A 19,075-nucleotide genomic window follows, 5' to 3' on the forward strand; every position below is an offset into this window, starting at 1 on the left:
CGCAGCCGGCGAACTCCACGCGAAAGTCATGCAACCGCGGGCCGTTAACGCCGGCGGCCGGCACGCGTGTAATTCATCTGAGCTTTTGCCCGCGGGACCACGCATCGGAGGCAGGGCGACGCACATGGACATCGAGAAATGGCTGCAGGGCCTCGGGCTCGAGCAGTACGCCCACGCGTTCGCTGCAAACGACATCGACGTGTCGCTGCTCGGGCAGCTGACCGACGCGGACCTGAAAGAGCTGGGGGTACAGTCGCTCGGCCACCGTAAGCGCATTCTGGCCGCGGCGACAGCATCGCCAACGATAGCGGCGGCGCTCCCGCCGCAGACGGCCGCCGCCCACGAAGTGCCCGCGGACGAGCGCAGGCAGGTCACGATTCTGTTCGCCGATCTGTGCGGGTACACGATGCTGTCGCGCTCGCTGGACCCGGAAGACTTGCGCGCGCTGATCGGACGCTACACGGCGCTGGTCGACGGGATCGTGCTCGCCTATGGCGGCACGATCGACAAGCACATCGGCGACGCGGTGATGGCCCTGTTCGGCGCGCCCCGCTCGCACGAGACGGACACGCTGCGCGCCGCCCGTGCCGCACTCGACATCCACGACGGCGTGGCACGGTTGGCCGCGCAGACCGGGCGCGCGTTGCAGGCGCACATCGGCATTGCGAGCGGCGAGGTCATCGCGGGCGCGCTGAGCCGCGCGGACGCGCAGGACTACACCGTGCATGGCGATCCGGTTAACCTCGCCGCCCGGCTCGTGGCTGCAGCGCCAGCGGGCGAAACCTGGCTATCCGACGACGCGGCGCGCACGCTCGGCGACGTCGCCAGTTGCGAAGCGATCGGCGAGCGGCGCTTCAAGGGCATCGACACACCGGTGCGGCCATGGCGCCTCGTCGCGCTCGGCAGCGAGCCGGTCAGGACGAGCCACAGCCGCTTCGTCGGACGCGAGGCCGAGCTCGAACAGTTTCACGGCATCCTGCATGCGTGCATGGCAAAGCGCGCGGGGCACGTCGTGCATGTGCGAGGCGAAGCCGGGATCGGCAAGACGCGGCTCGTCGACGAGATGCGGCGCCATGCACAGGCACAGGGCTTCACGCTGCATCGAAGCCTCGTGCTCGATTTCGGCGTCGGCAAGGGCCAGGACCCGGTGCGAACCATCATCGGCAGCCTGCTCGGTTTGCCGGCCGGTGCATCGAGCGAGGCGCGGCAGGCCGCCGCCGCGCAGGTCGCGGCCGAAGGCATCGTCAAGGCCGAGCAGATCGTGTTTCTGCACGACTTCCTCGACCTCCCGCAGAGCGCCGAATGGCAAACCATCTACGAGGCCATGGACCACGGCGCGCGCAAGCGCGGCAAGCAGGCGCTCGCCGCGAGGCTGACCGAGGACGTTTGCGCGCACGCGGCGACGCTGATCGTCGTCGAAGACCTGCATTGGGCCGATGCCGAAGTCATCGGCTACCTGTCGGCGTTCGCGTCGGGCATTGCCAACGGTACGGGCCTGCTGGTGACGACTTCGCGCGTCGAAGGCGATCCGATCGATGCGGGCTGGCGCGCACGTTGCCGCGACACCCCGTTCGCCACGATCGATCTCGGACCGCTGCGCAAGGACGAGGCTCTGAGCCTGGCGGGCAATTTCATCGATGCGACGCAGCGCGTCGCGCTCGCCTGCATCGAGCGCGCGGGCGGCAATCCGCTGTTTCTCGAACAGCTGCTGCGCAATGCGGAAGAGGGCAGCGGCAACAACGTGCCCGCGTCGATCCGCAGTCTGGTGCTCGCGCGGATGGACCGGCTCGCGCCCCACGACCGCCTGGCGTTCCAGGCGGCTGCCGTGATCGGCCAGCGTTTCGACCTGGCGCTGCTGCGACAACTGGTCGACGATCCCGGCTATGTCTGCGCCGGCCTGCTCGTCAATGCGCTGGTGCTGCCGGAAGGCGAGGACTTCCTGTTCGCGCACGCGTTGATCCAGGAAAGCGCCTACTCGACGTTGTTGCGCGCGCGCCGCCGTGAACTTCATCTGCGCGCGGCCGAATGGTTCGCACAGAGCGATGCCACGTTGCACGCCCAGCATCTCGACCGCGCCGAAGACCCGCGCGCGCCGCACGCCTACCTGGGCGCGGCGGTGGCAGAGCGCGCCGCACATCGTTTCGAAGCCGCGCTACGGCTGGCCGAGCGGGGCATCGAGATCGCGCAGTCGGACGCGGACCGCCATGCACTGAGCTGCTGCAAGGGCGAACTTCAGCGCGACCTGGGCGACATTGCGGGATCGATCGCGACGTACCGCGCCGCACTCGCCGCCGCCGCTGACGACGCTGCCCGATGCGACTGCCAGCTCGGGCTCGCGGAAGGTCTGCGGGTCAGCGAGGGTCTCGACGAAGCACTCGGTCTACTGGCGCAAGCGCAACAGATCGCGGAGCGAGACAACCGGCTGGCCGAGCTGGCAAGCCTCCATTATTTGCGCGGCAACATTCTGTTTCCGCTCGGCAAGATCGACGCCTGCTGCGCCGAACACGAGCGCGGTCTCGCCTATGCGCGCCGCCTCGATCTGCCCGAGGCAGAGGCTCGCGCGCTCGGCGGCCTGGCGGACGCGGCGTATGCGCAGGGGCGTATGCGGACCGCGTTCCATCATTTCAGCGAATGCGTGGCGATGAGCCGGGAACACGGCTTCGGCCGCATCGAGGTCGCCAATCTGTCGATGCAGGGCTTCAGCCGCATCTACCTGAACGACGCGGGTCCGGCACGCGCGGACGCCATCGCCGCCGCCCGCACCGCCGAGCTGATCGGGCAGCCTCGCGCGCAATTGCTGGGTGAGACGCTGGGGGTGTTCGCGTGCCAGGAATTGGGCGACGTGCAGGCGGCCAGCAGGCATCTGGCGCAGGAACTGCGTGTGATCCGGCAACTGGGTGCGCGCCGCTTTCAGGCGCAGAACCTGGAGATGCAGGGGCGCCTGTTACTGGACCAGGGATGCCGCAGTGAAGCGGTGACGGCGCTACGCGAAGCACTCGCCATCTCGCGCGAGGTAGGGAGTCAGTTTTCGGGGCCAAAGACCTTGAGCGCACTGAGCCGCGCGGTTGACGACAAACACGAGCGGACGCGGCTACTGGCTGAAGGCGAGGCGCTGTTGCGGCTTGGCGCGGTCGGCCACAATCACCTGTGGTTTTACCGCGACGCCATCGAAGCGATGCTGGAGGCGGGCGATCCTGCTGGCACGCTGCACTACGTGAACGCACTCGAGGCCTATACACAGCGCGAACCGCTGCCGTGGTCCGAGCTATTCGCGGCGCGTGGCCGTGCGCTTGCGCTCGTGCTTCAGGCGCCGCTTAACGACGCCACACGACAGGAACTGCTGCGGCTGCTCGAGGCATTGCAGCAGGCCGGTTTTCGCAATTACGTGAGCGCGGTCGAAGCGGCCCTTGCGGCTTGAGGCACGTGCGTAGCCGATCGTCAGCGTGGCGCGGAATCGTCGTGGGGCGGGTCCTTGTGGACGACCTCCATGTCGATGGTGCGGCCGTCGTCGTCGGGCGTGTTCCTGTTGACGACCTCCATGTCCACGGTACGGCCGTCGTCGCCATACGCGGCCGCCTGCCGGCGCAACTTGCGCATCTTCCACCACAAATAGCCGACGACGACCGTGCCGGCCGCGAACAGCACGGCGAACAGCACGATCGACAGCATCGCGGCCATCACGAACAGGATCGCGCTCAGGGCGACGGTCAGCAACCGGCCGAACCAGCCGGAGCCACCGATCCGGATCCCTTTCTCATATGTCACCCGCCGCGGCGGCGGTCTATCGTTTTGCATCGTTCATCTCCCGGCCGCAAGTCGGCGGCTGATGCGGGTAAGTCCTCATGGGTCGTCATTATGCGGGATGTGAACGGCGAACGTCGCCGGCGCGGGGCGGCTCAGCGTATAGTCGACTGATGCCGTTAAAGGAGCCCGCGCGTTGACTCGTTTAACTTCGGTAGCAAGTTGCCGCTCGCCAAGGCTGACCGAGCGGCGTGGTTTTCCTTTACCTCGGTTGCCCGCGTAATCATGCGACGCCTGCATCTGCTCGAAATCGAAGACCAGCCGTGGTGCCCACGCGCCCTCCGTGACGGCGGGACGGACTGGCTGCACTTTCTGGCCAATTCCCACAAGGGCTTCAACGTGATCGCGGGCAAGCTGCGCGAGGCGATGCGCCGGGTCGGCAGCGACCGGATCGTCGATCTATGTTCGGGCGGCGGCGGGCCGTGGCAGACGCTTGCACCGTTGCTCGCGCTGTCCGGCCGCGTGATGGTGCAGTTGACCGACTTCTATCCCAATCGCGCCGCGTACGAGCGGATCTCCGCCGGGGCGACCAGCTGTGTCACCTATGTGAGCGAACCGGTGGACGCGATGAACGTGCCATCGAGATTCGACGGCGTGCGCACGATGTTCAACTCGTTCCACCATTTTCGGCCGGACGACGCGCGCGCGATACTCGCCGACGCCGTGACGAAACGCCGCGCGATCGTCGTCGTCGAGGGTGCGGATCACCGGCTGCTCGGTATCCTGTTCATCCTGGTGATGCCGCTGATGATGCTCGCGCTGACTCCGCTGATCCGACCGTTTCGCTGGTCGCGGCTAGTGCTCACCTATGTGCTGCCGGCGATCCCGCTGCTGTGTCTGTTCGACGGCATCGTGTCGATGCTGCGCATCTACAACCCCGACGAATTGCGTGAGATGGTCGCGACTATCCCGGACCAGCAGAGCTTCGAATGGGATATCGGCACGCTGCCGGTGCAGGGCTCGCCGCTCGGTCTGACGTACCTGATCGGCGTTCCCAGGCAAAGCGCAAGCTTGAAACCCAGCGCGCGCCGTCGGGAGCGGCGCGCGGATCACTTGCCGGCCAGATGCTCGGATGTCTGGGTGTTGCCCGGCGGCAACTCGCCCATCGCCTGAAACAGCGTCGCCGTATCGGCCAGGCGCCGGCCGATCAGGCGGATTTCTTCCAGCCTCGCAGCTTCGTACTGCTGCTCGCCGCCGCGAGCGGATGCAGCGGGCAGCGCGCCGAGCCGGTGACGCGACGCGGCATCGTCGAACGTCTCGCGTGCGTCGCGCGCAGCGCCGCTCGCGGCTTCGAGTGCCTGCGCGTCGTGTTCGAGCGACGCAAGCGTGTCGGCGACGTTTTCGAACGCGGCCAGCACGGTCTGCTTGTACTCGAACACGGCGGCCTCGTAGGTGTCGATGGCCGCGCGCCGCTGCGCGACGAGCGCGCCGCCATGAAACAGCGCTTGCGACATCGTCGCGGCGATGCTCCAGATCGCGCCGGCGCCCGACAGCGCGAGCGGCCAGTTGAACCCGCCTTGTCCCATCGACGCGTTCAGCGTCAGGCTCGGAAACAGCTGTGCCGTGGTGACGCCGACATCGGCTGCGGCGGCTTTCAACGACGCCTCGGCGGCCGCGATATCGGGCCGCGTGCGCAACAGGTCCGATGGCAGCACGACCGGCAGGTCCTGCGGCAAATGCAGGCTCGTCAGGTCGGGCTCTGGCGGCGCCGCGTCGGGCGTACGGCCGAGCAGCACCGCGAGCGCGTGCCGGGTCACGGTCAGCCGTTGCCGCAGATCGGCCACGCTGACCTGGAGTGCAGCGATGCTTTGCCGCGCAGTCGACACGTCGCCGCGCGTCAGCGATCCGAGTTGGTAGTGCCGTTCGGTATCGTGAGCCTGATCGCCCGCAAGCCCGATCAAGCGCTCGGTCGCATCGATCTCGGCGCGCAACATCGCCGCCTCGATCGTCGCCGTGACGATGTTGGTCGCCAGCGCGCGGCGCGCGGCTTCGCGTTGATACGCGTCGATGTCGACCCGCGCGGAGCGCGCCGCGTTGGCCTTGCGCACCGCACCGAACAGGTCGAACGTGTATTGCGCCTGGACTACGCCGATGAACTCGTTGTAAAGCAGCGTATTCGGCGCGCCGGGAACCGGAATGCCGAGATCGCGTCCGCGCGAGGCCTGCGCGACCAGATCGACCGACGGCAGCAGCGTGGCGCCGATTTGCGCGCGCAGTTGTTCGTGCGCGGCGGCCAGATGTTTGTCGGCGGCGGCGAGCGTCGGGCTATTGCGCAAGCCTTCTTCGACGAGATCATTCAACGCCGTCGATCCGAACAGCCGCCACCATTGCGGTACCGGCTGCGCGCCGGTGGTGAAGCGTTGCGCGACACCGAGCGCCTCGACCGTTTGCGCGGGCTGTGGCTCGACGCCGTAATGGGCGGGAGAAGGCATCGCCGGCGGCTCGCCGCTCGGACCGAACGAGCATGCGCCAAGCGCGATCGCAGCGGCCGCGCCGAACGCCGCGCGCCAGCCATGGCTCGCCACTGCCCGCGCTCGACGCGGCGCGCCAGTGAAATACGGCGCGCTCGCCGGCCCGTCGACAGGATTGCAATCTGTGCGCACGATCAGCTCCACGTGTATTCGATTGTCGGAGAAGAGGTTCGCACACCGCGCTCGAAGTGCCGCACCTTGAACGCGCTCGCGTAGAGCGCGGGAACGAAGAACAGCGTCAGCACCGTGGCGCCGGTGATGCCGCCCATCAATGCGGTCGCCATCGGTCCGAAGAAGGCCGATTGCAGCAGCGGGATCAGCGCGAGCACGGCTGCCGCGGCAGTCAGCATGATCGGGCGGAAGCGCCGGACCGTGGCGCTCACGATCGCATCGAAGCGCCCCTGGCCCGCGGCGATGTTGCGTTCGATCTGATCGACGAGAATCACCGAGTTGCGCATGATGATTCCGGACATCGCAATGACGCCGAGCATCGCGACGAAGCCGAACGGCTTGCCGAACAGCAGCAGTGCGGCGACCACGCCGATCAGCCCGAGCGGCGCGGTGAGCACGACCATCAGCACACGCGCGAAGCTGCGCAGTTGAATCATCAGCAGCGTCAGCACCACGACTAGCATCAGCGGCAGCTGCGCGATCACCGACGCCTGCGCCTTGCCGCTGATCTCGCCCGCGCCGCCGGTCTCGATCCGGTAGCCGATCGGCAACGATGCCCGTAGCGGCGCAAGCGTCCGATCGATCGCCTGGGTCACGTCGAGGTCCAGCGCGTTGCCGCGCACGTCGGCCTGGACCGTGATTGTCGGTTGACGGTCGCGGTCCCAGATCACCCCGTATTCGAGCTCGTTATGCAGGTGCGCGAGCGTGCCGAGCGGAACCGCGCCGTTCGGCGTCGGCATCGCGAGATTGACGATCTCGGCGGGGTCGACCCGCTCACGCTCGGGCGCGCGCAGGTCGACGCTGATCAACCGGTCGCGCACCCGGTATTGCGTGAAGGTATAGCCCGACAGCGTCATTGCGAGGAAGCTCGCCACGTCTTCCGACGTGACACCGAGCTCGCGCGCCTTCTGCTGGTCGATCTCGAAGCGCACCGAGCGTTCGCCGGGTTCGTCCCAGTCGAAATGCACGCCCGTCGTGCGGGCATCGGCCTTCATCGTCGCCGCGACTTTTTCCGCGATTTCGCGCACGGTGGCGAGGTCGTTTCCGCTGACGCGAAACTGCACCGGATAGCCGACCGAGGGGCCCGTCTGGAGCGGCGAAACGCGCGCACGCACGGCGGGAAAGTTGTTTTGCAGCGTGCTCGCGAGCCAGCGTTCGAGCTTCGCGCGGTCGTCGACGGACCTGGCAGTGATCACGATCTGCGCGAAGTTGGGCTGGGGCATCTGGACGTCGAGCGGCAGATAGAAGCGCGGCGCGCCCGTGCCGACGAAGTCGACCAGATGATCGATCTCGGGCCGGCCGGCTAGCGTCTTTTCGAGGCGCGCGGCTTCGCGCAGCGTCGCTTCGAACGACGCACCTTCGGGCAACCGCAGGTCGACGAGCAGTTCGGGCCGCTCGGAGCTCGGGAAGAACTGTTGCGGCACGAGCGCGAAGCCCGCCAGCGCGACGACGAACAGCGCAACCGTGACGCCAATCACGACGAGGCGCCGCTTCACGCACCACGCGATGCAGTCGCGCAGGCGGTCGTGAAAGCGGGTCGCGCGCGGCGCCGCCAGCGGGGCACGGCGGGTCTGCGCGTCGTCGCGCCGGCGCAGCTTGCGAAGCGCGCGCCGAGGCGGCGTCTCGCGTGCGGTGTCCTTGCGTTCGGGCAGCAAGTGATAGCCGAGCAACGGAATCAGCACGACCGCCGCGAACCACGAAGCGATCAGCGCAATCGCGGACACCTGAAAGATCGAGCGCGTGTATTCGCCAGTGGCCGATTTCGCCAGCGCGATCGGCAGGAATCCCGCCACCGTGACCAGGGTTCCCGTCAGCATCGGAAACGCGGTGCTGCTGTAGGCGAACGCCGCGGCCCTGGCGCGCCCCCATCCCTGTTCGAGCTTCACGGCCATCATCTCGACCGCGATGATCGCATCGTCGACGAGCAAGCCCAGTGCGAGGACCAGCGTGCCGAGCGAGATCTTGTGCAGGCCGATGTCGAACCCATTCATGCATAGCGCCGTGACAGCGAGCACGACCGGAATCGAGATCGCCACCACCACGCCGGCGCGCCAGCCCAGTGAGATCAGGCTCACGGCCAGCACGATCACGATCGCCTCGGCGGCGGCGCGCAGAAAGCCGTTGACCGAATGCGAGACCGCGTGCGGCATGCTCGACACCTGAACGAGTTCGAGGCCCGCGGGCAGACGCGCGCGCAATTCGGCTGTCTTCGCGTCGAGCAGCTTGCCGAGCTGAATCACATCGCCGCCAGTCTGCATCGTGATGCCGATGGCGAGCACCGGGCGGCCGTTGGTGCGAACCTGCGAGACCGGCGGATCGTCGTAGCCGCGCTTGATCGTCGCAATGTCACCGAGACGAACGAGGCGGTGATTGATGTCGATCAGCGTGTCGCTCATTGCCTTCAGGTCGGTGAACTGGCCGCTCGGACGCACGAACACGCGGTCGAACGCAGTGGTCAGCGTGCCGCTCGGCGTGACCGCGTTTTGCGCGTTGATCGCCCGCGCGAGCTGTTGCGGCGTGATGCTGAGCCGCGTCAATTGAGCGTTGGGAATCTCGATCGTGATGTGCTCGTCGGGGTCGCCGAAATAATCGACTTTCGCGACGCCGGGCACACGCAGCAGCACGCCGCGCAGTTCGTCCGCATAGTCGTGCAGTTGGGCCGGCGAAAAGCCGTCGCCGGCGAGCGTATAGATATTCGTGTAGACGTCGCCGAATTCGTCGTCGAAGTACGGCCCGCGCACGCCGGGTGGCAGCGTGTCCACGACGTCGCCGATTTTCTTGCGCACCTCGTACCACGTGTCGCGCACCTCGCTCACCGGCGCGGAGTCTTTCATCGTGAAGACGATCAGCGATTCGCCGGGACGCGAGTAGCTGCGCAGATAGTCGAGATGCGGCGTCTCCTGCAGCTTGCGGCCGATCCGGTCGGTCACCTGTTCCTCGACCTGGCGTGCGGTCGCGCCGGGCCAGAAGGTGCGAATCACCATCGCGCGGAACGTGAACGGCGGGTCCTCGGATTGACCGAGCCGGGAATAGGCGAGCACGCCGAACAGCGTCGCGAGCACGACGGCGAAAAAGACGAGCGCCTGGTTGCGGATCGCCCACGCGGACAGATTGAAGCGGCCGGAATCGTCCGGTGCTGGGCGTCGCGGTCCGCCCGGTTCACCCGGTCCGCCCGCTCCGTCGGGCCCTTGGCCGAACAGCGCTCTCATGATGCGAAGTCCTCGGGATGCAACGGCGCGACCGCGCGCACGGTTTCGCCGGCGCTGACGGTATGCACGCCTTGCAGCACGACGCGCTCGCCATCGGTGAGGCCTCGTGCGACGGAGATCGTGCGGTCGTCGTAGCGGCCAACCTGGACCCTACGCAGTTCCAGCGCCTCGTCGCCGGGGCGCACGACCCAGACGGCCGGCGCGTTGCCGTCGTGAAAGAGCGCGCTGGCGGGCAGCGTGATCGGATCGTCCGCTTGCGCTTCGCCGGACGCGTCGGCGAAGGTGATGGTGGCCGTCATGCCGAGGCGGACCTCGGGGCCTGGCGCATCGAGCGTCAGTTTCGCGCGATAGGTGCGGCTGCCGGGATCGGCGGCCGGCGACAGCTCCCGGACGTGCGCGGTGAAGCGTCGGTCCGTGACGGCCGGCAGCGACACGCTGGCCGCGCTGCCGACCGCCAGCGCGTTCAGCAGGCTCTCGGGCACGTCGCAGAGGATATCGACCTCGCCGGACCACGCGAGGTGGTAGACCGGCTGTCCCGCCGCGACGTTCTGCCCGGTATCGGCGTCTTCGGCGGTGACGACGCCGGCATGGTCCGCCGTGAGGACCGGGTATTGCGTCTGGTTTTTCAGCAGCGCGAACTGCTGTACCGCCTGATCGCGCTGTGCGGCGGCCGCCACATACGCATCCTGGGTCTGCTCCAGCTGCGCCGTCGAGATCAGCTGTTCCTGCGCCTGCGCCCGGTCGCGATCGAGTTGCTGCTCGGCGAAGGTGAGCCGATGCTGCGCCGCCATCAATTGGGCCTGCGCGCTCGCGAGGCTGCGCTGCGCGTCGTCGGCATCGAGCCGCGCGATCACCTGCCCCGCCGTGACCGTATCGCCGAGCCGCACCTTCCGCTCGACCAGCTTGCCCGCGACGCGAAACGACAGCGGTGTCGCATAGCGTGCGTTGACTTCGCCCGGCAGCGTCGCGAGCACGGGCTTGCTGTCCCGATGCACGACCACGGCGATGACCGGGCGCGGCAGCGTCATCTCGGCCTCTTTCGCGTGACAGGCGGCGAGCGCGAGTGCGCCCGACACCGTCAGCATGATCTCGCGCCAGCGCATGCTCACGAGTGTTCCTCCAGCTCGCCGGCTTCGAACTGTGCCTTGGTCCGGCGGCGTTGCACCTTGCCGCTCGAAGTTCGCGGCAAGCTTCCCGCCTGCACGATCGCGACGTGACCGACCTGCAGCCCCGCGCATTCGGCGACCTTCTGCGCGATCGCACGGCGCAGCGCCGTGGCCTCCGCCGGCTTGCCCTCGGCACAGACGACCAGCGTCTCGTCGCCGTCGCGCATCACGCTGAACGCGATGACGCCGCGGCTTTGCACGCTCGGCAACTCGGCCACCGCCCATTCGATGTCCTGCGGATAGAGGTTCGAACCGTGAATCACGATCAGGTCCTTGCTGCGGCCGCAGATGTAAAGCTGGTCGCCGGCGACGTAGCCGAGATCGCCGGTCTGCAGCCAGCCGTCGCGGTACGCGTCGGCGCTCGCGTCGGCCAGGCCGTAGTAGCCCGCGGTGATGCTGGGGCCGCGCGTGACGATCTCGCCGACGCAGCGTTCGGGCAACCCACGCCCGGATTCGTCGACGATCCGCAGATCGTGTCCGGGAAAGCAATGGCCGCAGCCGACCAGTTCGATCGTGCGCAGGCCGGTATCATGCGCGGCCGGTATCGCTCGACCGAGCCCCAGCGGGGCCGCATAGACGACGTCGGTGACGATCGGCTGGCCGTGGTCGTGAAACGTGATCGCGAGCGTTGCTTCGGCCATCCCGTAGCACGGCAGCAGCGCTTCGGCGCGAAAACCGGCCGGTTCGAAGCGCGCGGAAAACTGGCGCAGCGCTTGCGCGTTGATCGGCTCGGCACCGCAGCCGGCTACGCGCAGACGACTCAGGTCCAGGCCTTCGAGGTCCTGGTCGCGGGTGCGGCGCGCGGCGAGCGCGTACGCGAAGTTGGGCGCGAAGCTGATCGTGCCTCGGTACTTCGTGATCGCCTCCATCCACAGGCCGGGCCGGCGCACGAATGCTTCGGTTGATAGCAGCACGCTCGGCAAGTCGCAGATCAGCGCGCCGAGTACGCTGATGAGTCCCATGTCGTGGTGCAGCGGCAGCCAGCTGACATAGACATCCTGCTCGTGCAGATCGATGCCGCGGGGGCCGAGGAACGCTGTCGCATTCGCGATCAGATTGCGATGCGTGACCATCACGCCTTTCGGCAGCGACGTGCTGCCCGACGTGTATTGCAGGAAGCACAGGTCGTCGGGATGCAGCGTGGGCAAATCGCAGGCGGGCGGCTCGCCGTCGAGCAGCGCTTCGACGGTGACGATGCGTTCGAGGCCGGTGTCGGCGGCCAGCACGTCCTCGATGGTCTCGCGTGTCGAGTTCGACGTCAGCAGCATGCGCGCGCCAGCCGAGCGCACGATGTGACTGACGGTTTCGGCGTAGCGTTCGCGGGTTCTGAAGTTCAGGCTTCCGCGCGGAAAGATCGGGACGGGCACCAGACCGGCGAACGACGCGCCGAGGAAGCTCAGGATGAACGCTTCCGGGTCGAGGATCACGAGTGCGATGCGCTCGCCTTTGTTCAAGCCCAGCGACACGAGCTTTTGCGCACGCTTGCGTGCCTCGCGCTCGAGTGCCTCGTACGGATAGTAGTGCTCGTCGCCGTGCGAGGAGACAAAGCGAAGGCCTCGAGCGTCGCCGCGCGGCAGCGCTGAAACGGCATCGACTAGCGTCTGGTCCATGTTTGCGGCTCCCCGGTTATTTGGTCGAGATTCCGTGATCGAGCGAAGCAGCGGGCGACCAGTCGCGGATCGGCTGCAGACGGCGGCGCAGCAGTGCGATCACCTCGTCGTCGCTGCGCACCGGCGCGCCCGGCAAGCGCACGAAATGCCTGGCGAGCTTGCGGTGCTGGCGCGTGACGAGCAGCAGCCAGATCTGCGCGATGTCGATGCGATCGAACACGACCGCGTCCTCGTGACCGTACTTCTCGAGGTTCGCTGCGAATTCCTTCGTGAGTTCGCTGTAGTGCGTGCCTTTGCGGACGTGGTGGTAGATGTGATAACCGGCGTTGAAGACGCGCGCATTGAAACGCGAGTCGATCGTATTGGTGCTGCTCGTGTACGGGTTGTCCGGATGGTCGGGGTCGATGAACGCGTGCTGGACCCAGTTGCCGATCATCATCATCAGCCGCACGAACACGAACGGGAACACGAACACGACGAGGGTTGCCTGCAGGTTCCAATATGCGGCGGCGGCGATCGCCGCGTAGAACGCGATCTCACCGACGAGCAGTTGCCGCATCAGCTTCGTATTGCGCGAGCGCCACAGATAGACGCTGAGCTCGACCGGCACCAGCGCGGCGAAGCGCAGGTAGTAATGCAGAAAGCCGATCACGCTATCGCGCTGAAACCGCATCGTCGAGCTCAGGTCGCGTGGCAGGTTGTCGTCGATGTGATGCATGCCCATGTGATGGACATAGAACGTGCCCGGCGTCTGACCGAAGAACGGACACAGCACCCAGTCGAGCAGGATTTCGAGCGCGCGGTACTTCTTCCTGAAGAGCCGCCGATGCAGCGTGCAGTGGTAGCTCATCGTGAAGCGGTCGCCGAACATGTTCCAGACCAGCACATAGGCGACGCCCGCCCACCAGGGAAAGTGGCCGAGCCAATACAGCACGGCCGCGGCGGGGATGAATATCAGCGCGCACTCGATGTAGAGCCACAGATGCGGCAGGTCGCGACGATCGTTGAGCAGGCGGTACATGGCAGTTTCCTTCAGGGGCGGTTGCAGTGGTCAGTCAAGCGGGTGGGGATTCGTTTCAGCTCGGCTCGGGCAGTTCGATCACGCCGCTATGGCCATCGACCTTGAGCTGCATGCCTGACTGCACGCGCGTAGTGAGGCCCGGAATCTGGACGACGGTCGGGATGCCGATTTCGCGCGCGACGATCGCGGCATGGGTCAGCGGACTGCCGCGCTCGATCAACAGCCCGGTCGCCGACGCGAATACGGGGACCCAGCCGGGGTCGGTCCGATAGGTGACGAGGATGCCGCCGTCGAATTCGTTTGCTTCGCGCACGACCTTCGCGCGTCCTTCGGCAAAGCCCGGTGAGCAGGGCGTGCCGCGCAGCGTCGCGCCGGCCGCCTGGGCGGGCGCCGCGTGCAGAGCGGCGAGGTTCGCCGGCTTGCCGAGCCAGGCCGCAACCGGCCCATGCGTGACGAAGCGTGGCGGCAGGTCGTCCATCGCGCGATAGCTCGCATCGTCGCGCTTGCGCTGCTCGATGAGCGGACGCAGTTCGCGGTGAGACACGGTGCCTTCGAAGCAGCCGCGAATTTCGTCGAGGCGCAGATGGAAGATGTCGCGGCCAGTGGCCAGCACGCCGTCGGCGGCGAGACCCTCGCCGATCGCGCGGAACATCCGGCGCGCGACGCCGAACGCGCGCGACCGGCAAAAGCGCACGGTCTCACGCGCCCGGATCGCGGCGCGCACGCGGCTGCGTGCGCGGGCGAAAAGCCAGCGCTGCAGCGGACCCAGCCGCTCATGCAACAACGCGTCGATGCGCGTTTCGGTGGCAGTGCGATCGATCGTCGCGGCACCATGCGCGAGCGAAGCCTTCAACATATCGAACAGCACGCCCGGGTCTTCGCGCAGGTCGGGTTCTTCGAGCTTCAGCTCGTTGTTGCTGCGATATGCGAAGTCGGCGAGGTAGCGCTCGATGTCGGCGACGATCTCGGGCGCGCCACATGCGCGCAGCGCCGCATACGTTTCGGCTGACGGTGTATTGCGGATCAGCGCTTCGACCCGCGGGTTCGACCGCACGGCTTCCGCCAGCGCGGCCAGCCTGCGGACCGGCTCGATCGACTCGATGTCGTTCATGCCGCCGATGACCGCGACTTCGAGCCAGTCAGGCGCATCGGGGATCCACCGCTTGATCAGGCGCCGGAGCACGCCGTAACTGAGACCGATCGCCGACTCGAGCACGATCATCATGCCCCAGCGCGCCAGCAGCGCCTGCTCGAAGCGGCAGTAGTGCGCATAGACGGCGTCGGCGGGAAGCGAGCGATAGTCGAGCGCGTTGAACTCGTCGTAGACCGGATAGAAGAACGCGCGGAAGCGTTCGACGTTGCGCTCCAGCCGCGCGAAGTGCCACGCGAACTTCGTTCCGCTCACGGCCCGGATGCTGGCGAGCCCAGCGCGCGAGCCGGCCTTGTACGGTCTGATCAGCTCGGCGAAGCTCGCCAGATCGAGCGGCTCGTCGACGCCCATCTGGACTTCCATCATCTTGCGTCCGAGGTCCTGGAACGGCGCGAGCCCGGAAAGCTTGTACCAGTGCAGCAGGTTGTAGTACACGCGCCCGTTCAGGAACGCGAGCGTCGAGCCGAGGAAGCCGTCCATCTCGCGCCGCTGCTTGTGCGGAATCGCGAGCAGCCGGCAGAACTCACGGAACACCTGCGCATAGACGTGCTGCGCGAAGGTGAAGGTCAGTTGGGTGGTGACGCCGGGATAGTTCTCGACGATGTTCGAGTTGTCCCACAGCTGGAAGTCGCCAGCTCGCGATTGGGCCGGTGCGACCGGCGTGGTTACGGGGCGTGCCTGCAGAATCCACAACTGATGTTCGGCGATACACCATTCGATATCGAGCGGCTCGCCGAACTTGCTTTCGAGCGTGCGGGCCGCCGCCACGACGCGCTCGATCTCGTCGTTGGAGAGGGCGGCTGCATCGCGCAGCGCGGCCGGCACCTCGCGGATGTGGCGGCCGTCATGACGCTCGCGCTTTTCACCGATCACCACCTGCTTGTACTGGCCGGTCTGGCGGTCCACGGTGATCGTGTCGGCGTCGACCGCGCCCGACACGAGTCCTTCGCCGAGCCCATAGACGGCGCTCAGCACCAACTCGTCGCGGTTGCCGTTGGCCGGGTTGATCGTGAACACGACGCCGCTCGTATCCGCCTGAACGAGGCGCTGCAGGATCACGGCCATGCCGGCGCCGGCCATGTCGAGTCCGTGCTGATGTCGGTAGCGCAGCGAGCGCTCGGAATACGCGGAGGCCCAGCACCGGCGCACGTGTTCGAGCGTCGAATCGAGTCCGCGTACGTCGAGGAAGGTGTCGAACTGGCCTGCGAACGAGAAGCTCGCGCTGTCTTCTTCGACACCGGACGAGCGCACCGCGAGCGGTCCGTCTCCGATCGTGTCGCGTGCGCATGCGATGTCGGCGCGCAACGTGGCGCTGATGTCGCACGTCAGCACCGCCTCGCGGATCTGGCTCGCGATCGCGGCGGCGTTCGCGGGCGTGAAGTCGCTGAGCAGCGCGGCGATGGTTTGATCGAGGCCGCCGTCGCGGCGGAACTCCGCAAAGCAGTCGGTGCCGAGGATCGCCCAGTGAGGCACCGCGACGCCGAGGTTCGCCAGCCGATGGAGCGATCGTCCCTTGTTGCCGGCGAGCCGCTCGATGGTTTCGGCGGGACTCGCCGCGGTCAGAATCACGTGGGGCGATGCTGTTGAGCCGGCGCTGCTGCTTGCGTCGAAGGTCTCGCGCGGTGCGTAGCTTCCGCCCGCTTCGAATTCGTCGCGTGCGCGCGCAATGGTGTCGAAATTCATTGAGTTCCCCGTTGCTCAGGTGCTCGACGAAGCGAGCAGATCTCTGGCTTCCTCGGCGGTACCGCGCCCGCCGTGAGCGGTTTGCGGAAAGCGCGCGTGCAGATGCGCGCCGAGGTTGATCCAGTCGTAGGCGGCGTGGATCGTGCCGCGCCAGCCCGACGCCGTATCGAAGCTCGCCGGAAACTGCGGATCGCCGCCGAGGTTGCGCAGACGCTGCGCGAGCTCATCGGCCAGCGCGACGTAACGCTGCGCATCGGGTGCCGATCCGATCGAGCACTGTTCGAGTTCGCGGATGCCGTCGATCAGCGCCGCATCGAGGGGCAGCAGCCGGATCGCGTCGAGCGTCGCTTCTTCCATCGTCGACTGCGGCGTCACGCCGTGCGCGCCGAGCGTGACCATGCAGGCGGTTTGCATCATCCGTTGCAGCGCGTACTCGAGCACCTGCCATTGGCCGCGCTGCAGTGCGCCCTGGGCGTCCTCGCGCGCATTCTCGAGTCCGATGTTGGCCCAGACCATCTCGAGGCCCGCTTCGGCGAAGCGCCCGGCGGGCATCGGCAGCAACTGGGCGCCGCTCGCGCGGCCGGCCGCGAGGCGCGCGCCGTCGATCGAGATCAACGGTGCACGGGACACCGGCGTCGAAGTCGCCTGCTGACGCGCGTGGATTTCTCCGCCGCCCTTCCAGCGCAGGCTGACGAGGCCCAGCCGGCTGAACTCGGCAATCAGCGCGCGCTGCCGGCTGACCGCCTGCGCGTCGCCGCGGCTGGCGATGGCCGCGCAGGGGGTGTCGAAGGTGATCGCACGCCACGCGTGGGCGGCTTCGTCGTCGAGCGCAAAGACGTCGCTACCGCGCAGCACATGCACCCGTTCACCGATCTGCCAGGTCGTCGTGTCCTTGCCCGGGCCGATCAGCACGTTGTCGGCCGCGAGGTTCACACCGCTGACGCCGAACTCACGGATCAGCGCGACCCCCGCCGCGAGGAACGCGCTTTCGGCGCCATGCTCGCGCGGCGCGTGCAGCAGGCTCCACAGACGGCCGGCGAGGTTCGCGTCGACAGCCGCGCGTTCGAGCTGCAGGGACAGCCATTTCGGGCTCATGTAGCACTCGCCGACGCGCGCCACGTGACTCTTCGCCGCATGAAACGCGGCGGTCCTGATCCAGGCGCGGGCGTAGTCGGGCTCGCCAAGCGCGAACATCGCGACCGCATATCGGCCGGTCTGGCGCGCGAAATCCTCGAACCACAGCGCCACGGCCTCGCAGAGCGCGTCGCGGCCAAGCTCGGCTTGCAGCGTCTCGATCAACGCCGGGTTGTCGATCGGCAGCGCGCCGATGAAGCGCTGGCACCGTTCGAGCAGATTCCACGACAGCCGCGCAACCGCTCGACGGCCTTTGCCGAGCGCTGCGCGAACCTGCGCGAGTTCGCGGCGCAGGCGCGCCGGACTCAGCAGCCTGACTTCGATGCGGCGGCCGTCGATGAACAGGATGTACGGCATCGTGGCCGGCTCCAGGCCGCTATCGACGATCGCGACGAAGTCGACATCGGAGCGCTCGTTGCCGAAACCTTCGGCGATCGAGCCTTCGAGAAAGACGGCGCTCGGTGCCCGCTGTTCGAACTGGGCGCTCAACGCGGTTCGCGCTTTTTGCCAGAGCTCGGCGAGCATCGGATCGGTCATCAACATGGTTAGGCTCCCTGAGCGTCAAGCCGTGCGCGGCACGAAGTAGCCCGCCGCGATCCCATAACGGAAGATCCTGCGCAGCAGCGTTTTGCCGGTCGCGCGAGGCAGCGCCGGCAGGATTGCGGCGGTCGCGTCGCGGGCGAAGCGCACCTGGCGCGTCAGGTACGACTCGTACAGCTTCACGACCTCGTCGTAGTAGCGCCGCTCGAGCGGTTTCATCGCGGCGGCGTCGAACACATGCCGCGGCACATAGCGAGGCACGTGAAACGACGGAAACTCCGCGCAGACGTCGTTGATTTCGCGCAGCGTGGTCGGCGTGCCCGAGGTCAGATGCAGCGTGCGTCCGCGCACCAGGTCGAACTTCGCCAGCGCTTCGACGACGCAGTCGGCGACCCAGTCGATCGGGACGATGTTCAGCGTCGCGCCGTAGTCGCCGGGCATCGTGCGCACCAGCCCGGCGGCCGTCAGGCGCACGACGGTGTAGAGCGTGTCGAACTTGCGGATCACACCGGTCGCCGAGTCGCCGACGATGATCGACGGGCGCAGCACGGCGGCCGGCAGGCCGCTGCGCATGGCCGCCCGCACCGACTGTTCCGCGCGGTACTTGCTCTGCTCATACGGGTTGCCCAGCCGCTGGCCGAGGTCGAGATCGTCCTCGCTGAACACGCCCGGGCGCTCGCCGCAGACATAGGCGGTGCTCACGTAGAGCAGCGGAATCGGCGCGTCGGCGCGAGCTTGCGCGAACTCGACGATGCGCTCGGTGCCGCGAAAGTTGATCGCCTCGTAGACCTCGGGCTTGCGCCCAAAGCTGGTCAGCGCGGCACAGTGGACGATCGCAACCGTCGTCGCGCGTAGTGCCTCGTAGGTGTGCGGATCGAGCCCGAGGTGGGGTTCGGCGACGTCGCCCCGCACACATGCGAAGGTTCCGGCTGCAGGCGTGTGGCCGTCGTACGTCGTTGCCGCGAGCGGCGTGCCGTCGTTGCGGACGACCGGCCCTTCCGAGCGCAAGAATGCGACGACCGGGTAGCCCATTGCCGTCAGACGGGCGATCACTTCGGCGCCCAACAGACCGCGAGCACCGGTGACGAGAACGTGCTTATCCATCGTGGGAGACCATCC

Annotated in this window: 11 protein-coding genes; 2 read left to right on the forward strand and 9 right to left on the reverse strand. The window is 67.4% G+C overall.

Annotated elements, in window-relative coordinates; all coding sequences use genetic code 11:
* Positions 1–124 precede the first annotated feature (124 nt).
* Positions 125–3,418 (forward strand): adenylate/guanylate cyclase domain-containing protein, encoded by a 3,294-nt coding sequence (locus tag BC1002_RS32940; RefSeq protein WP_013094308.1) that lies wholly within the window; start codon positions 125–127, stop codon positions 3,416–3,418.
* Positions 3,419–3,438: 20 nt separating this feature from the next.
* On the opposite strand, the gene BC1002_RS32945 is transcribed toward BC1002_RS32940, so the two are convergent.
* A complete protein-coding gene (locus BC1002_RS32945) occupies positions 3,439–3,795 on the reverse strand; it encodes a hypothetical protein (RefSeq protein ID WP_013094309.1) in 357 nt (118 codons plus the stop codon).
* Positions 3,796–4,026: 231 nt separating this feature from the next.
* Here BC1002_RS32945 and BC1002_RS32950 point away from each other — a divergent pair, with 231 nt between their 5' ends.
* Positions 4,027–4,914, forward strand: coding sequence for a class I SAM-dependent methyltransferase (locus tag BC1002_RS32950; RefSeq protein WP_013094310.1), 888 nt, complete (start codon positions 4,027–4,029; stop codon positions 4,912–4,914).
* Here BC1002_RS32950 and BC1002_RS32955 read toward each other — a convergent pair.
* Genes BC1002_RS32955 through BC1002_RS32990 form a run of 8 tightly spaced genes read right to left on the reverse strand, consistent with a single transcriptional unit; the run spans position 4,851 to position 19,060 of the window.
* Positions 4,851–6,404, reverse strand: a complete 1,554-nt coding sequence (locus tag BC1002_RS32955; RefSeq protein WP_013094311.1) for an efflux transporter outer membrane subunit — start codon at positions 6,402–6,404, stop codon at positions 4,851–4,853. The two genes, BC1002_RS32950 and BC1002_RS32955, sit on opposite strands and share 64 nt — an antisense overlap.
* A gap of 2 nt (positions 6,405–6,406) precedes the next feature.
* Positions 6,407–9,652, reverse strand: a complete 3,246-nt coding sequence (locus tag BC1002_RS32960) for an efflux RND transporter permease subunit (RefSeq protein ID WP_013094312.1) — start codon at positions 9,650–9,652, stop codon at positions 6,407–6,409.
* Positions 9,649–10,755, reverse strand: coding sequence for an efflux RND transporter periplasmic adaptor subunit (locus tag BC1002_RS32965; protein WP_013094313.1), 1,107 nt, complete (start codon positions 10,753–10,755; stop codon positions 9,649–9,651). The genes BC1002_RS32960 and BC1002_RS32965 overlap by 4 nt, the downstream gene beginning before the upstream one ends.
* Before the next feature lie 2 nt (positions 10,756–10,757).
* Entirely contained in the window at positions 10,758–12,428 is a 1,671-nt protein-coding gene (locus tag BC1002_RS32970) for a fatty acyl-AMP ligase (protein ID WP_013094314.1), read from the reverse strand.
* A gap of 16 nt (positions 12,429–12,444) precedes the next feature.
* The gene (locus tag BC1002_RS32975) at positions 12,445–13,449 is read right to left on the reverse strand and encodes a fatty acid desaturase (protein ID WP_013094315.1); all 1,005 of its coding nucleotides are present in this window, start codon (positions 13,447–13,449) and stop codon (positions 12,445–12,447) included.
* A gap of 55 nt (positions 13,450–13,504) precedes the next feature.
* The gene (locus tag BC1002_RS32980) at positions 13,505–16,282 is read right to left on the reverse strand and encodes a phosphoenolpyruvate synthase (RefSeq protein WP_013094316.1); all 2,778 of its coding nucleotides are present in this window, start codon (positions 16,280–16,282) and stop codon (positions 13,505–13,507) included.
* 15 nt (positions 16,283–16,297) lie between these two features.
* Complete coding sequence (locus tag BC1002_RS32985) at positions 16,298–17,959, reverse strand: nucleotidyltransferase domain-containing protein (RefSeq protein WP_013094317.1); 1,662 nt, start codon at positions 17,957–17,959, stop codon at positions 16,298–16,300.
* A gap of 18 nt (positions 17,960–17,977) precedes the next feature.
* Positions 17,978–19,060: an SDR family oxidoreductase gene (locus tag BC1002_RS32990; RefSeq protein WP_013094318.1), complete on the reverse strand. Its 1,083-nt coding sequence runs from the start codon at positions 19,058–19,060 to the stop codon at positions 17,978–17,980.
* Positions 19,061–19,075 lie beyond the last annotated feature (15 nt).

It is taken from the genome of Paraburkholderia atlantica, from assembly GCF_000092885.1.
GTDB lineage: Bacteria > Pseudomonadota > Gammaproteobacteria > Burkholderiales > Burkholderiaceae > Paraburkholderia > Paraburkholderia atlantica.

Excerpts from the sequence above, each read along its gene's own strand:
- BC1002_RS32980 (WP_013094316.1), bottom strand. The coding sequence starts at position 16,282 with ATGAATTTCGACACCATTGCGCGCGCACGCGACGAATTCGAAGCGGGC.
- BC1002_RS32950 (WP_013094310.1), top strand. The coding sequence starts at position 4,027 with ATGCGACGCCTGCATCTGCTCGAAATCGAAGACCAGCCGTGGTGCCCA.
- BC1002_RS32965 (WP_013094313.1), bottom strand. The coding sequence starts at position 10,755 with ATGCGCTGGCGCGAGATCATGCTGACGGTGTCGGGCGCACTCGCGCTC.
- BC1002_RS32945 (WP_013094309.1), bottom strand. The coding sequence starts at position 3,795 with ATGCAAAACGATAGACCGCCGCCGCGGCGGGTGACATATGAGAAAGGG.
- BC1002_RS32990 (WP_013094318.1), bottom strand. The coding sequence starts at position 19,060 with ATGGATAAGCACGTTCTCGTCACCGGTGCTCGCGGTCTGTTGGGCGCC.
- BC1002_RS32975 (WP_013094315.1), bottom strand. The coding sequence starts at position 13,449 with ATGTACCGCCTGCTCAACGATCGTCGCGACCTGCCGCATCTGTGGCTC.
- BC1002_RS32940 (WP_013094308.1), top strand. The coding sequence starts at position 125 with ATGGACATCGAGAAATGGCTGCAGGGCCTCGGGCTCGAGCAGTACGCC.
- BC1002_RS32970 (WP_013094314.1), bottom strand. The coding sequence starts at position 12,428 with ATGGACCAGACGCTAGTCGATGCCGTTTCAGCGCTGCCGCGCGGCGAC.
- BC1002_RS32960 (WP_013094312.1), bottom strand. The coding sequence starts at position 9,652 with ATGAGAGCGCTGTTCGGCCAAGGGCCCGACGGAGCGGGCGGACCGGGT.
- BC1002_RS32985 (WP_013094317.1), bottom strand. The coding sequence starts at position 17,959 with ATGTTGATGACCGATCCGATGCTCGCCGAGCTCTGGCAAAAAGCGCGA.